Origin of the sequence: Streptomyces canus, assembly GCF_001514145.1 — a bacterium.
Lineage (GTDB): Bacteria > Actinomycetota > Actinomycetes > Streptomycetales > Streptomycetaceae > Streptomyces > Streptomyces canus.
The window spans coordinates 120,124-133,735 of the sequence record NZ_KQ948662.1; the positions used below are offsets into that span (position 1 = coordinate 120,124).

The following is a 13,612-nucleotide window of genomic DNA, read 5'->3' on the forward strand; positions in this document are numbered from 1 at the left end:
TCCCAGCCCCAGGCCTTCAACTCCCGGACTCACAACCTCCGGCACCCCGACTCCGCGCACCGAGCCGCAAACTCCAGGCTCCCCCGCTCTGAGCTCCTGCCCCGGGCTCCCGGGCGCTGGGTCTCCGACTCACGAGCTCCGGGCCCCGGGCACCGGGACCGCGCATCCGGCACCCGGGCTCCGCACTCCCAACGCCAGGCTCACAACGCCAGCCGCGCCCCCGAGCCCCGAGCCCCGAGCCCCGAGCCCCGAGCCCCGAGCCCCGAGCCCCGAGAAAAGCTAACCCCTCCTCTTGGGCTTCCCCCGTCGGGCGCCGGCACCCTTCGCGTTGCCGGACCCGCCGCGGAAACCCTTGGCCGCGCCGGAGGACCCCCGCGCCGCGCCCTTCCCGGCACCGGCCGCGGGCTTGCGGCCGCCGCTCTTCTCGGGCCGTTGCTTGCGCTCCGGCTCCGGCTGGGTGCGCCCCCGGGAGCTGTTGACCGTCCGCCCCCGGACGATGCCGATGAAGTCCTCCACCATGTCCGTCGTGGCGTCCTCCCGCCAGGACAGGGCGATGTCGGACTGCGGCGCGTCAGTGACCGGGCGGTAGGTGAGGTCACGGCGGTGGTGGAGGCGTGCCAGGGACTGGGGGACGACGAGGACGCCGATGTTCGCGGCCACGAGTTCGATCGCGTCCGCCGTGGTGGCGGGGCGCTCGAAGGCCGGCTCCCCCGGCGGCTGGTCCCAGCCGATGACGTCGTCGAGGGGGTGGAGGACGACCTCGTCGGCCAGGTCCTCCAGGGTCACCTCCTCCGCCGCGGTCACCACGTGATCCTTGGGGACCACGACGACCGACGTCTCGGAGTAGAGGGGGATCGCGCTGAACACCGTCCGGTCGACCGGCAGCCGTACGAGACCGGCGTCCGCACCGCCGTCGCGCAACACGTCGGAGGCCTCCGCGGCGCTCACCTGGAGGAGCTCCAGGGGGATGTCCGGCAGCCGCTCGTGCCAGATCCGCACCCACTTGGCGGGCGTCACCCCGGGGACGTACGCGAGCCGGAAGGAGGGGGGTTCTGGCGAGTCTGTCACGCGGCAAGGTTACCCACTGTGGTCGGAGGTCTCGTGCGCGGCCGATAGTCTGGACTCCATGAAGTCGCACCAGAGCACCCAGACGATGAAGCCCGCGACCGCGGCGAAGAAGCTGGGTGTGTACCTCCCCGCCACCCCCTCGGAGTTCCAGGAGGGCGTGGTCTCGCGCGCCGAGCTGAACGAACTGCAGGCCAATCCGCCGCAGTGGCTCCAGGACCTGCGCCAGAACGGCCCGCACCCCCGCCCGGTCGTCGCGGCCAGGCTGGGCGTCTCCATCGCGGGCCTCGCGCGCGGCGGGGTCACCGAGCCGCTCACCACCGAGCAGATCGAGGCGCTGCGGGAGGACGGTCCCGAGTGGCTGGAGAAGGAGCGCGACACCCAGGCGGAGGTCCGCAAGGAGGCGGCGCGCATCAAGGAGAAGAAGCAGGGCCAGGAGTCCTGACGCCGGGGCCACCGGAAGACCGGGGCCCCCCGAAAACTCCGGTGCGCCGGGTCGAACACCTCTGCGACCATTCCGGAATGGTCCACCGTCTGGAACTCCTGGTCATCCGGCACACCCTCCGTCTCCCCTCCCCCGCGGGTCCCGTCGGGGAAGGCGCCGTCGCGGCGCGGCAGTTCGACGCCGCGCTGATGTCCGTCGGCTTCAAGCTGTCGGCGGATGCGCTGAGGCAACTGTCGGGGCTGCCGGAGGCCACGGTCGTCGACACCGCCGTGGACACGCTCGCCGCCGTCCGTGAGATGGCCGGCGACCATGTGCGGCACAACGTCTACTTCAAGGACTTCCCGGCCAACGTCCCGGACACCTTCGAGTTCTGGATGCGCTGCGTGCGCGAGGCCCTGGAGGACGGCAAGGCCCGCTCCGGCGTCCTGACCCAGCTGCGCAACGGTGTGATCAACCTGCTCACACTGCCGTCGTACGGCAACTACCAGCACACGTACGACGAGATGCTCGCCGCGCACGACGAGCTGACGGCCGCGGTGGGCGACCGGCTGACCGTCCTGCACCTGGGCGGCTCCCTGGACGACGAGGTCACCGCCCTGTACCTGGCGCTGGCCGGCAGCGCCACGCCGCTCGGCGACGAGCACCTGGCCGACCTCAAGGTGCTCGCCGAGCACTGCGCCGACGGGCCCCAGCCAGACGAGATCCCGGTGCGGGAGAACCGTGCCGTCGTCAACGAGGCCCGGCTGAAGGCGGGTTCGGGTCTGCTGCTGGACACCGTCACCGATGTGCTGCGGCTCGCCTGCGCGTTGTCGGGCGGAGATGTGTCCCTCCAGGAGCCGACCCGGTTCCGCGCCCTGCCGCGGCCGGCCCGACGGTCCCTGCTCGCGGGGCTCGACTCGGTCGTCGCGGCCGCCCCGGCCAAGCTCGCCGACGTCCTCGCGCACCGCGAGGCCTTCAAGCGGCTCGGCGAGCGGCTCCACCCGCACGAGTACCCCCAGTGGCCGCGTGCCGCCGAGGTGTTCGCCGTCGCCCGGGGCGAGCAGAAGGCGTACACCTTCGACGCGCGCGTCGAGGCACTGCTCGGTGCGGACGACGTCACCGGGGCGGCGGAGCTGCTCAAGTCCGCGCCCGGCAGGCTCTTCCGCGCGCTGGACCGGCTGCTGCGCACCGCGCGCACGCAGGAGGAGCGGGACGCGGTGGTGGCCGCCGTGGAGCACACCGCCTCGGAGGTCTCCGGGCGGGTCGTGCTGTCGGTGCGTGAGTACCTGCACAACCGGGCCGCGGAGACGGGCCGCAAGCGGGTGTTCATCAACCGGCTCGGCCGCGCGCACGTCGCCGACGACACGCGTGCGGCCGTACCGGAGGCGGACCGGGAGCGTCTGATCGCCACGCTCGACGCGGAGATCGGCCGTCGACTCCCGTCCCCGGAACGGCTGTTGGTCGGCCCCGACGTCCTCGACGTGGCGCTTCCGCTCAGCGGCCGGGCCACCTCGGCCGGACTCGGTGTGCTGCCGCGCGGCTCCGTCTCGCCGGTCGACGGGGAGCTGCTGCGGTTCTTCGTGTACTGGAAGCAGACCCAGCGGGTCACCGACTACGACCTGTCGGCGCTCCTGCTGGACGCGAAGTACGACACGGTGTCGTGGCTGTCGTACACCAATCTCCGCGAGGTGGAGGGCGAGCACTCGGGTGACATCACCAACGCCCCTGACGGCGCTTCGGAGTTCATCAATCTGCGGCTCGGTGCGGTGCGGGGCACGTACATCGTCCCGCAGGTCAACATCTACTCCGGGGAGGGGTTCGAGGAGGCCGAGGAGTCGTTCTTCGGGTTCATGCTGCGCGAGACCGAGCAGCAGGGGCGGCCCTTCGAGGCGCGTACCGTGCGGATGAAGTCGGAGCTGCGCGGACCGGGCCGGGTGGCACTGCCGCTGGCGTTCCGGCGTGCGCAGGACGGGAGTTGGCACGCCAAGTGGCTGCACCTGTACCTGAAGGGGCATCCGGCGTACAACCGCGTCGAGGGCAACCGGGTGTCGGTGGCGACGCTGCTGCGCGCCGTCGTGGAGCGCGAGCAGCTCACGGTCGGGTATCTGACCGAACTGATGGCGAACGGCGGTACGGACGTGGCGCCTTGGGACGCCGGGTCGGTGCCGGACGTGCCCGTCACCTACATCGGCCTGGAGCGTCCTGAGGGGCTGCACCCTGACTCGGTGGTCATCACCCCGGAAAATCTGCGCGACTTGATCCCCGCGTGACTGCTAGCGTCTGTCTTGGCGAGGCCATGAAGGGGCTTCCTTCTCACCGGCTGAAAACCGGGCCTCCAAAGCTCCAGCCCCTTCGCTTTCCTCGCCGTCGACATCGCACCGGGCGGCACCCGCGGGTCACCGCGGCCGTACCGCCCGTGGCGAGGCCATGAGGGAGCTTCCTTCTCAGCGACTGCCTCTCGGGGCGTGAAATCAGCTCCTTCGCTTTCCTCGCCCGCGATGTCACAGGCTCAGGCGGCCCGGACCGGTGTACTCACCGTTCCAGGGCCGCCTTCGCCGTGCTGAGGGCCTGTTCCGCGTATCCCCGCCCGAACAGCACGGCGTGCACCAGCAGGGGGAACAGCTGGTGGAGCCCGATGCGGTCGGACCAGCCGTCGGCGAGCGGTGCCACCTGTTCGTAGCCGCGCAGCACCTCGTCCAGGTGCGGGCAGCCGAAGAGGTGGAGCATCGCGAGGTCGGTCTCGCGGTGGCCGCCGTGCGCGGCCGGGTCGATCAGCCAGGCGTGGCCGTCGGCGCCCCACAGCACGTTGCCGTTCCACAGGTCGCCGTGCAGCCGGGCGGGCGACTCGGCGGGGCCCGTGAGGTCGGGCAGCCGCGCGCAGAGCCGCTCGATCACCTCTGCCTCCGAGCGCTCGATCGTGCCGTCGTCCACCGCGCTCCGCAGATACGGCAGCACCCGGTGCTCGGCGTACCACTCGGGCCACTCGGCGCCTTCGACGTTGCGCATCGGGGCTCGCCCGATGTACGCGTCCCGTGGGCCACCGGGCGGCGCCGAGCCGAAGGCGGGTGCCCCGGCGAGGTGCAACCCGGCCAGTGCCCGGCCCAGGTCGAGCGCCGCCTCCCGGTTCGGCCGACCCCGCGCGATCAGGTCGGTGACCAGCCAGTGGCCGTCCTGGCCGTACACGATCGGCACCCGGACCGTGCCGGCTCCGGCCAGCCAGTGCAGCCCCGTCGCCTCCGCCCGGGCCTCCTCCGGACTGTCGGTGCGCTTGACCACCACCGTCCGGCCGTCGTCGAGGACCACCTCGGTCAGCGCGCCGGACAGCGGGCGCTCATCCGTCGCCGTATGGCCGGTGAGCCGCTCCGCCGCCGCACCCGGGCCGTCGCTGTCGTCGTACACCTGCGTCTCCCTGATCACTCACGCCACTGCTTTCGCACCAGCGTTCCCCAAGGGCTCGTGCACAGCCTCTGTGAAGACTCTCAGTCATGTCTTGACATACGGAAGAAACGATCCGTAGCTTGGCCGATCATTTAGATTCGTGAAGCGGGTTCACGGATATGAACGGAGAGTGTCCATGGGCGATCGCCGACGACGACGCCGCCTGGCCGCGGCGGCCACCGTCGCGGGATTGATGTTCACAACGGCCGCCTGTGGCTCCGGCTCCGACAGCGCGGGCAGCAGCGACCCCAACACGCTGGAGGTCTGGACCCGGAGCAATCCGGACTCGGCCGCCACCTACGACCGGGTCTTCGCCGCCTTCACCAAGAAGACCGGCATCAAGATCGACTACCAGCCGGTCATCAACTTCGACCAGCAGCTCCAGAGCCGCGCGTCCACCAAGGACCTGCCGGACGTCATGATCAACGACACGGCGCTGATGGGCAGTTACCAGAGCCAGGGCCTGCTCAAGCCGATCGACCCCGCCTCGATCGCGGGCGGCGACCGGATCACCGACAAGTCCTGGTCCTCCACGGTCGGCATCGACGGGAAGCACTACGGCATCCCTTACTCCCGTCAGGCCCAGGCCCTGATGATCAGGACCGACTGGCTGAAGAAGCTCGGGCTGAAGGTGCCGACCACCTGGCAGGAGATGCTCTCCGTCGCCAAGGCCTTCGCCACCGAGGACCCGGACGGCGACGGCAAGGCCGACACCTACGGCATCGTCGCACCGGCCAGCGCCCAGAACGGCTACGCCGCCTGGTGGGGCGCGAGCTTCCTGTGGCAGGGCGGCGCACAGATCATCGCGCCGGACGGCAAGGGCACGTACGCCCCGGCCATGGACTCGGCCGCCGCGATCAACGCCGTGACCTGGATGAAGGACCACCTCTTCTGCGGCAGGAAGGGTGTCGTCCAGCCCGGCGCGATCACCGCCGTCACGGCGACGGCCACCAACTTCCAGGACGGCAACGCCGGGATGTACATGACCGGCCCGTACAACATCACCACCTTCGACGCCACGCCCGGCAAGGACAAGTACGAAGTCGTCCCGGCCCCCGCAGGGCCGGCAGGCGGCGATGTGCTGGCCGACGGCGAGAACGTCTACCTCGGTGCCAAGACCGGCAAGGACAGGCAGGAGCTGGCGCTGGCCTCGTTCCTGGTCTCGGCCGAGGGCCAGAAGATCGCCATGACCAGCGTCGACGGCCACCAGCCCGTCGTCCGTATCCCCGTGAACTCCACGCTGGACGCGGCGAAGGTCAGGAACGACGCCCGCTGGAGTGTCGTACAGAAGGCCTACGAGGACGCCTCCGAGCAGTTCCCGAACGCGCCGGACTTCGCTCCGATCAAGCAGGACACCGCCGACGCGCTGAACGCGATCTTCACGTACTGCGGCGGTGACGTCCGCTCGCAGCTCAAGGAGCTGAACGACACCCTCGCCGGTGACCTCAAGGACCAGGACCTGCTGAAATGACCGCTACCGTTCCCGCCCCCGCGGCGCGCAAAGGCACGGGCAGGAGGGCCTTCGACAAGAAGGCCGTCGTCCCCTGGCTCTTCCTGGCTCCGGGTCTGCTGCTCGCCCTCGTCTTCAAGTTCTGGCCGATGGCCAAGGGCATCTGGCTCAGTTTCCTCGACGTCAGGCCCTTCCTCGGCGACAAGTGGATCGGCCTCGAGAACTACAGCCGGGTCCTGACCGACCACCGCTTCCAGGACGCCATCGGGCACACCCTGATCCTCGGCATAGGCCAGTCGGTCGGCGCGATCCTGCTCGGGTTCGCCCTCGCGCTGCTCCTCGAGGGCCAGGCGCGCTCGCTGAAGTTCCTCCGTACCGCGGTCTTCCTGCCCGCCGTCACGGCCACCGCGGTCGTCGGCGAGCTGTGGCGGCTGATGTACTACCCGACCTCCGACGGCCTGCTCAACAGCGGCCTGCACTTCTTCGGACTCGGGACCGTCCAGTTCCTCGACAACCCCGACATCGCGCTGTACTCGACGATGGTGATGGGCATCTGGATCTGGGCGCCGTACAACATGGTGATCTTCCTGGCCGGTCTCGCGGGCGTGGACCGCTCGCTGTACGAGGCGGCGGCGATGGACGGTGTCTCGCTGTGGCAGCGGCTGCGGTACGTCACGCTTCCCGCGATCCGTCCGGCGCTCATGATCGTGCTCACCCTCGCCACGATCCGCGGACTGCGCGTGTTCACCGAGGTCTACGTCCTCACCGGCGGCGGCCCCGCCGGGTCCACCGACGTCTGGATGACCCGCGCCTACACCCTGGGCTTCACCCGCAACGACATCGGCGGCGCCTCGGCGGCCTCGGTCGTCCTGCTCTGCGTGACGCTGCTGCTCACCGTCCTGGTCAACAACCTCCGTAAGAGGGGAGAAGCGCGATGAGCGCCCCCGTCATCGACCCCGTCCGGCCGGCGGCACCTGACACCCCGGCCGGACGGACCACCCCGGCGCAGCGGACCACCCCGGCCCGCTTCGACACCGCCCTCGGCTGGAACGACCGGCCCGGTCTCGCCTGGGCCCTGCGCATCCTGCTCTGTCTGATCGCCCTCGTCGTCTTCGCGGCGCCGTTCCTGACGATCTTCTCGGGCGCCTTCACCACCAACCCCAGCGGATCCTCGCTGTCGTTCCTGCCGCACGACAGCACGCTGCTGAACTTCAGGGTGGCGGGCGAGCGCGGCATCTGGGACTACCTCGGCAACTCCCTGGTCATCGCGGGCGGCGGACTGCTGCTCCAGCTCGTGGTGTGCACGCTGGCCGCGTACGCGCTGGCGCGGCACCGGTTCCGTGGCCAGGCACTGATCATGATGCTGTTCATGATGACGCTGATGCTGCCCGAGGAGGTCATCGCGATCCCCCTGTCCCTGGTCCTCGGTGACGTCCCGGTGGTCCACCTGGACCTGAAGGGCACGGTCTGGGGCGTCATCCTGCCGCTGGGCGCCTGGGGCTTCTCGGTGATGATGCTGACCGAGTTCATGCGGGACATCCCCGCCGAGATCGAGGAGGCGGCCCGCCTCGACGGCGTCGGCGAACTGCGGATGCTCTGGCAGATCATCCTGCCGCTGTGCAAGCCCGCGCTGGGCGTGGCCGGGGTGCTCGGCTTCATCATGATCTGGGACCAGTACCTGCTGCCCCTGATCGCCTCCAAGGACCCGACCGACTACACGGTCACCGTCGCCCTGTCCATCCTGCGCACCGACCCCGAGGTCGGCTCCGGGGTGGTCCTGGCCGGTGCGGTCATCGCCCTGATACCCAGCCTGATCGTCTATCTGCTCCTCCAGCGCTCCCTGGTCACCGGCATCGCCGCCGGTGCCACGAAGGGCTGACCCCGACCCCCCACGTTTGAGGGAGACATGAAGTTCCAAGGAGTGCTGTTCTTCCCGGTGACGCCGTTCACCGCGGACGGCTCGCTGGACGAGGAACGGCTCGCCCAGCACATCGACGGCGGCGTCGCGGCGGGTGCGGGCGGCGTGTTCGTCGCCTGCGGCACCGGTGAGTTCCACGCGCTGACACCCGACGAGATCGAGCGGGCCACCCGGGTCGCGGTCGAGACGACCGCGGGCCGGGTGCCCGTCCTGGCCGCGGCCGGCGGCCCCACCCTGGTCGCCCGCGACCAGGCCGCCCGCGTGGCGCAGGCCGGCGCCGACGGCATCCTGCTGCTCCCGCCGTACCTCGTGACGGCCCCGCAGCAGGGTCTGGTGCGCTACGTCGAGGAGGTCACCGCCGCGAGCGAGCTCCCGGTGATCTTCTACCAGCGGGGCACCGCCCGCCTCACCGAAAAGACGGCCGCCGAGATCGCCGCACTACCCAGGGTCGTCGGCCTCAAGGACGGCCTCGGCGACATCGAGCGGATGCACCGCATCATGCGCGCGGTGCGTGCCGTGCCCGGCACGGAGGACTTCCAGTTCTTCAACGGCCTCCCGACGGCGGAGGTGACCGCGCCCGCCTATCAGGGCATCGGCGTCCCGCTGTACTCCTCCGCCGTGTTCGCCTTCGCGCCCGAGATCGCCCTCGCCTTCCATCGGGCCCTCGCCGCGGGCGACCGACCGCTTCTGGACACCCTCCTCGACGAGTTCTACGGCCCCCTCGTCCAGCTCCGCGACGAGGTGCCGGGGTATGCCGTGGCGCTCGTCAAGGCGGGAGTGGCCCTGCGTGGACTGGACGTCGGCGGCGTACGGGCGCCCCTGGTCGATCCGGCCCCGGAGCACCTCGCGCGCCTGTCCAGGCTCATCGACCACGGCCTGGAGGTGGTCGGCGCATGAGCGACCCGACCCGGATCAAGGAACTGATCGTCACCCCGATCGCCTTCCGCGACCCGCCGCTGCTCAACTCCAACGGCGTCCACGAGCCCCTCGCCCTGCGCATCATCCTCCAACTCGTGCTGGAGGACGGCACAGTGGGCCTCGGCGAGTCCCCCGGCGGCGTGGCCCGCCTGGAACGACTTGAGGCCGCGGCGAAGGTCGTCGCAGGCATGGACGTCTTTGACACGACCGCCCTCGGCGCCGCGATCGACGCCGCCCTGCTCCCGACCGTGCCCAGCTCCCACGAGCGCGGCTGGACCACCTCGGCGGTGGAGGTGGCCTGTCTCGACGCGCAGGGCAAGCTGCTCGGCCGCCCGGTCAGCGACCTGCTCGGCGGGACGGTACGGGACTCGGTGCCGTTCGCCGCATATCTCTTCTACAAGTGGGCCGAACACCCGGCCCTCGACGGCCGCGCCGCCGTCGGCGACGACTGGGGCGAGGCCCTGGACCCGGCCGGCGTCGTGGAGCAGGCCCGGCTGATGCAGGAGCGGTACGGGTTCGGGTCGTTCAAGCTGAAGGGCGGTGTCTTCGCGCCCGACGAGGAGATCGCCGCGATCAAGGCACTCGCGGAGGCGTTCCCGGGGCAGCCGCTGCGCCTGGACCCCAACACGGCCTGGACGGTGGAGACGTCCAGGTACGTGGCCCGTGAACTCGACGGTGTCCTGGAGTACCTGGAGGACCCGACCAAGGGCATAGAGGGCATGGCGGCGGTGGCGAAGGACGCGCCGATGCCGCTGGGCACCAACATGTGCGTGATCGCCTGGGAGCACCTGAGGCCCGCGATCGAACAGAACGCGATCCAGGTGCTGCTGACGGACCACCACTACTGGGGCGGTCTGCGCCGCACCCGTGAACTGGCCGCGGTCTGCGAGGCGTTCGGGCTCGCCCTGTCCATGCACTCCAACTCGCACCTGGGCATCAGCCTGGCCGCCATGACCCATGTGGCGGCGGCGATCCCGAACCTCGACCACTCCTGCGACACGCACTACCCGTGGAACTCGGCGGACGACGTCGTCCTGCCCGGTGTCCTGGAGTTCCGCGACGGCGAGGTCAAGGTCCCGACCGGCCCCGGCCTCGGCGTGGAGCTCGACCACGAGTCCCTGGACCGGCTGCACCGCCTCTACCTCGATTCCGGGGTACGCAGCCGCGACGACACCGGATACATGCAGCGGTTCCAGCCCGACTACGAACTCAGGCTTCCCCGTTGGTGACAGAACCCCCAAGAGCCAAGGCGCCCGGCGAACCCGGGCGCCTTGGCTTTTCCGGCCCAGGGCTGCCACCCGAGTCCGGTCACCTCCCGCCGAAGATCCGCCGGTGCTTCAATGTCACTCCCCGGGTGGAGGAGCGACGCATGGGTGCGGAGTCGGGCAGCGTCCTGGTGACCGGCGGCAGTGGTTTCGTCGGCAGCCATCTGGTACGGCGGCTGCTGGAGCGGGGTGACGAGGTGCACGCCACCGTGCGCAGTCTCGCGAACGCGGCGAAGGTGCGGCCGCTGCGGCAGTTGGAAGCGGAGTTCCCCGGCCGGCTCGCGCTGTTCGAGGCGGACCTCCTCGATGAGGGCTCCTTCGACGAGGCGATGGCGGGCTGTCGCGTCGTCTTCCATGTCGCCTCGCCGTTCTTCATGCCGGAGAAGATCAAGGACGGCCAGAAGGACATGGTCGACCCGGCCCTGACCGGCACCCGCATCGTCCTGGCCGGCATCGAGCGGACCCCGACGGTGGAGCGGCTGGTCTTCACCTCCACGGTCGGCGCGATCTTCGGCGACTACTCCGACGTGCGGGACATGGACGGGCAGGTCCTGTCGGAGAAGTACTTCAACACCAGCAGCACGGTGGAGAACAACCCGTACCACTACGCCAAGACGGTCGCCGAGCGCGCGGCCTGGGACGCGGAGGCCGCGCAGGACCGCTGGCGCATGGTGTCCGTCAACCCCGGCCTGATCCTGGGCCCTTCGCTCGCGCCCGCCTCCGAGTCCGGCAGCCTCTTCCTCCTGGAGGAACTCTTCAAGGGCTACTTCTTCTATGGCGCCCCGGACTTCAGCTTCACCACGGTCGACGTCCGTGACGTGGCCGACGCGCACATCGCGGCGGCGGAGAACCCCGACGCCAAGGGCCGTTACATCCTGGCCGCGCCGACGATGACGTCGTTCCACGAGATGTCCCGCATCATCCGCACCCGCCATCCCCGCGGCCTGCGCATCCCGCGCACCGCGCTCCCGCACTGGCCCGTGCGCGTACTCGGCCCCGCCTTCGGACTGACCCAGGACTACATCCGCAAACACCTCGGCATCCGCTTCACGGTGGACAACAGCCGCAGCGTGAACGAACTGGGCCTCACCTACCGCCCGGTCGAGGAGACGGTCCTCGATCATTACGAGGCGTGGCTCGCTCAACAGGGAAAACGCTGATTTGCACCAGGAGGACCGGCTCGCACGCGACGAAGGTCACAGTTACATCTCACGCTTTTCACACTTCAACCTTCACGAGAGCCTCACAAGTTGGCTAAGTTGACGGCGAGCAGCACGACGGAAGGGGCACGTCTTTCATGGCGCCGGATCGAATTTCGCGCAATGGAGGGTTCAGCCTCCCGGCCAAGCGCAACTCAGCACTCGCGACGGCCGCCATCGCTTCCGCGGCCCTCCTCTCGCAGACCGGCAACGCCGCCGCGGACGAGGGGCCGAGCCATGACGAGGTGAGCCGGCGGGTCACCAATCTCTACGACCGGGCCGAGACCGACTCCGGTACCTACAACGCCACGCGCGCGGCCGGAACGGCGTCGAGCACCCGCGGCCGTACCGGTCCGGCGACCGGCGGCGGGCGCAGGACCGGCGGCGGGCGCGGGACCGGCGGCGATCCCGCCCTCGACGACATCGCCAAGCAGTGGTACGGCGCGGCCCGCGCGAAGACGGGCCCGATGATCGCGGCGACCCTGCCCTCCGACCGCGTGACCGCCCGCCCCGCCGAGTCACGTCGCCAGCGCCCGTCGGACACTCCCCCGGCGCGCGAACCGAAGCCGGCCGAACGCGCCATGCCGGAACTGACCGCCGCGCCCATGCTCGCCCTGCCGAGCGCACCGGAGTCGGCACCGGCCGCGCTCACGGCCGCCCCGGCCCAGTCACCTTCGTGGACACCGGAACCGGCCTCGCAGAACCTCACCGGCACCGGCGAAATGCCGGCCTTGGGCAGCCCCCAACTCGTCACCGGGGTCCCTGAATACACTCCGCAATCCGTCACCGGGGTTCCCGAGTACAGCGCCCAGCCTGTCACCGTGGCTCCCGAGTACACCGCCCAACCCGCCACCGGCTACCCGGAGTACGCCCCGCAACCAGCCCCCGCGACCCCCGATCACACCTCGCAGCCGGCCATCGCGGCGGCCGGCTACACCACGCAACCCACTGCCGGGACCCTCGAGTACGCCACCCAACCCGCCACCGGCTTCCCGGAGTACGTCCCGCAGGTCAACGCGGGGTACCCCGAGTACACCGCACAAACGACCACGGGGTTCACGGACTACAGCGGCCAACTCGGCGCCGGGACACCTGAATACACCGCACAGTCGACCACGGGCTTCCCGGACTACGGCGACCAACTCACCTCCGCCATACCCGAATACGCCGCACCGGCCACCCCGCGATTTCCCGAGTACACCGCACAGACCACCACAGGCTTCGCCGAGTACTCCGCGCAACTCACCACGGCTTACCCCGAGTACTCCACCCCCCTCACCGCCCCCCTCGCGACGATCGCACCCCCGTCGGCCGACCCCGTCCGGACCGCCCCGGCCGCCGTCCAGAGCATCCCGGCCATCCCGGCCCCCCGCGCCCCCGAGCCGGACTGGCAGGCGCCTCAGCCGGCCGCGGCCCCGAGCGCCGATCTCCCCACCGTCGACCCCGGTTACGACTCGAAGGTCATCCAGGTGCTCGCCTTCGCCCGCTCCCAGATCGGCAAGCCCTGTGTCTGGGGCGCGGCGGGCCCGGGTTCGTACGACAACTCGGGCCTCACCCAGGCCGCCTGGAAGGTCGCCGGCGTCTCCCTCCCCCGCACCGCCCTCGGCCAGGCGAGCACCGGCACGGCGGTGTCCCTGTACGCCATGCAACCCGGCGACCTCGTCTTCTTCCACGACGACTTCAGCCACGTGGGCCTGTGCACGGGCAACGGCATGATGATCCACGCGCCGGGCCCGGGTGCGTCCATCCGCGAGGAGTCGATCTACCCGACCGGCGAGTCGATCATCCGCGGCGCGATACGGCCCGTCTGACACGCTCGGCGAGCACATCACGGCACTCCTTTCACGCACACCTCTGGACGCCCCGCGAACACCTCGCCTAGGGTTCCGGAGAAAGCGCTTTCTGGCCTGACCATGCCAACCAGGGGGAGCGTCT

General features: G+C 70.4%; 11 protein-coding genes. 9 read left to right on the top strand and 2 right to left on the bottom strand.

The window, feature by feature from the left end; all coding sequences use genetic code 11:
* Positions 1–279: 279 nt before the first annotated feature.
* Positions 280–1,068, bottom strand: coding sequence for a LysR substrate-binding domain-containing protein (locus tag AQJ46_RS23045; RefSeq protein ID WP_059207401.1), 789 nt, complete (start codon positions 1,066–1,068; stop codon positions 280–282).
* 58 nt (positions 1,069–1,126) lie between these two features.
* Between AQJ46_RS23045 and AQJ46_RS23050 the strand changes: the two genes are divergently transcribed.
* Both AQJ46_RS23050 and AQJ46_RS23055 read left to right on the top strand, forming a co-directional pair.
* Complete coding sequence (locus tag AQJ46_RS23050; protein ID WP_059207402.1) at positions 1,127–1,510, top strand: DUF5997 family protein; 384 nt, start codon at positions 1,127–1,129, stop codon at positions 1,508–1,510.
* A gap of 77 nt (positions 1,511–1,587) precedes the next feature.
* Complete coding sequence (locus AQJ46_RS23055; protein WP_059207403.1) at positions 1,588–3,759, top strand: TerD family protein; 2,172 nt, start codon at positions 1,588–1,590, stop codon at positions 3,757–3,759.
* 262 nt (positions 3,760–4,021) lie between these two features.
* On the opposite strand, the gene AQJ46_RS23060 is transcribed toward AQJ46_RS23055, so the two are convergent.
* Positions 4,022–4,888 carry a fructosamine kinase family protein gene (locus AQJ46_RS23060; protein ID WP_059207696.1) on the bottom strand — a complete coding sequence of 289 codons (867 nt, stop codon included), beginning with the start codon at positions 4,886–4,888 and terminating at the stop codon, positions 4,022–4,024.
* A 175-nt stretch (positions 4,889–5,063) separates the two neighbouring features.
* Here AQJ46_RS23060 and AQJ46_RS23065 point away from each other — a divergent pair, with 175 nt between their 5' ends.
* From AQJ46_RS23065 to AQJ46_RS23095, 7 genes are all read left to right on the top strand, one after another.
* Complete coding sequence (locus AQJ46_RS23065) at positions 5,064–6,398, top strand: ABC transporter substrate-binding protein (protein ID WP_059207404.1); 1,335 nt, start codon at positions 5,064–5,066, stop codon at positions 6,396–6,398.
* Positions 6,395–7,315, top strand: a complete 921-nt coding sequence (locus tag AQJ46_RS23070; RefSeq protein WP_059207405.1) for a carbohydrate ABC transporter permease — start codon at positions 6,395–6,397, stop codon at positions 7,313–7,315. The genes AQJ46_RS23065 and AQJ46_RS23070 overlap by 4 nt, the downstream gene beginning before the upstream one ends.
* A complete protein-coding gene (locus AQJ46_RS23075) occupies positions 7,312–8,256 on the top strand; it encodes a carbohydrate ABC transporter permease (RefSeq protein WP_059207406.1) in 945 nt (314 codons plus the stop codon). The genes AQJ46_RS23070 and AQJ46_RS23075 overlap by 4 nt, the downstream gene beginning before the upstream one ends.
* Positions 8,257–8,283: 27 nt before the next feature.
* On the top strand, positions 8,284–9,192 hold the full coding sequence (locus AQJ46_RS23080) for a 5-dehydro-4-deoxyglucarate dehydratase (protein ID WP_059207407.1): 909 nt from the start codon (positions 8,284–8,286) through the stop codon (positions 9,190–9,192).
* Positions 9,189–10,442 carry a glucarate dehydratase family protein gene (locus AQJ46_RS23085; protein ID WP_059207408.1) on the top strand — a complete coding sequence of 418 codons (1,254 nt, stop codon included), beginning with the start codon at positions 9,189–9,191 and terminating at the stop codon, positions 10,440–10,442. The genes AQJ46_RS23080 and AQJ46_RS23085 overlap by 4 nt, the downstream gene beginning before the upstream one ends.
* 140 nt (positions 10,443–10,582) lie before the next feature.
* Positions 10,583–11,638: an NAD-dependent epimerase/dehydratase family protein gene (locus AQJ46_RS23090; protein WP_059207409.1), complete on the top strand. Its 1,056-nt coding sequence runs from the start codon at positions 10,583–10,585 to the stop codon at positions 11,636–11,638.
* Between the two features lie 137 nt (positions 11,639–11,775).
* Positions 11,776–13,488 carry an NlpC/P60 family protein gene (locus AQJ46_RS23095; RefSeq protein WP_059207410.1) on the top strand — a complete coding sequence of 571 codons (1,713 nt, stop codon included), beginning with the start codon at positions 11,776–11,778 and terminating at the stop codon, positions 13,486–13,488.
* Positions 13,489–13,612 lie beyond the last annotated feature (124 nt).

Coding starts and splice junctions, on each gene's coding strand:
- AQJ46_RS23050 (WP_059207402.1), top strand. CDS start 1,127: ATGAAGTCGCACCAGAGCACCCAGACGATGAAGCCCGCGACCGCGGCG.
- AQJ46_RS23055 (WP_059207403.1), top strand. CDS start 1,588: ATGGTCCACCGTCTGGAACTCCTGGTCATCCGGCACACCCTCCGTCTC.
- AQJ46_RS23085 (WP_059207408.1), top strand. CDS start 9,189: ATGAGCGACCCGACCCGGATCAAGGAACTGATCGTCACCCCGATCGCC.
- AQJ46_RS23070 (WP_059207405.1), top strand. CDS start 6,395: ATGACCGCTACCGTTCCCGCCCCCGCGGCGCGCAAAGGCACGGGCAGG.
- AQJ46_RS23075 (WP_059207406.1), top strand. CDS start 7,312: ATGAGCGCCCCCGTCATCGACCCCGTCCGGCCGGCGGCACCTGACACC.
- AQJ46_RS23065 (WP_059207404.1), top strand. CDS start 5,064: ATGGGCGATCGCCGACGACGACGCCGCCTGGCCGCGGCGGCCACCGTC.
- AQJ46_RS23080 (WP_059207407.1), top strand. CDS start 8,284: ATGAAGTTCCAAGGAGTGCTGTTCTTCCCGGTGACGCCGTTCACCGCG.
- AQJ46_RS23090 (WP_059207409.1), top strand. CDS start 10,583: ATGGGTGCGGAGTCGGGCAGCGTCCTGGTGACCGGCGGCAGTGGTTTC.
- AQJ46_RS23095 (WP_059207410.1), top strand. CDS start 11,776: ATGGCGCCGGATCGAATTTCGCGCAATGGAGGGTTCAGCCTCCCGGCC.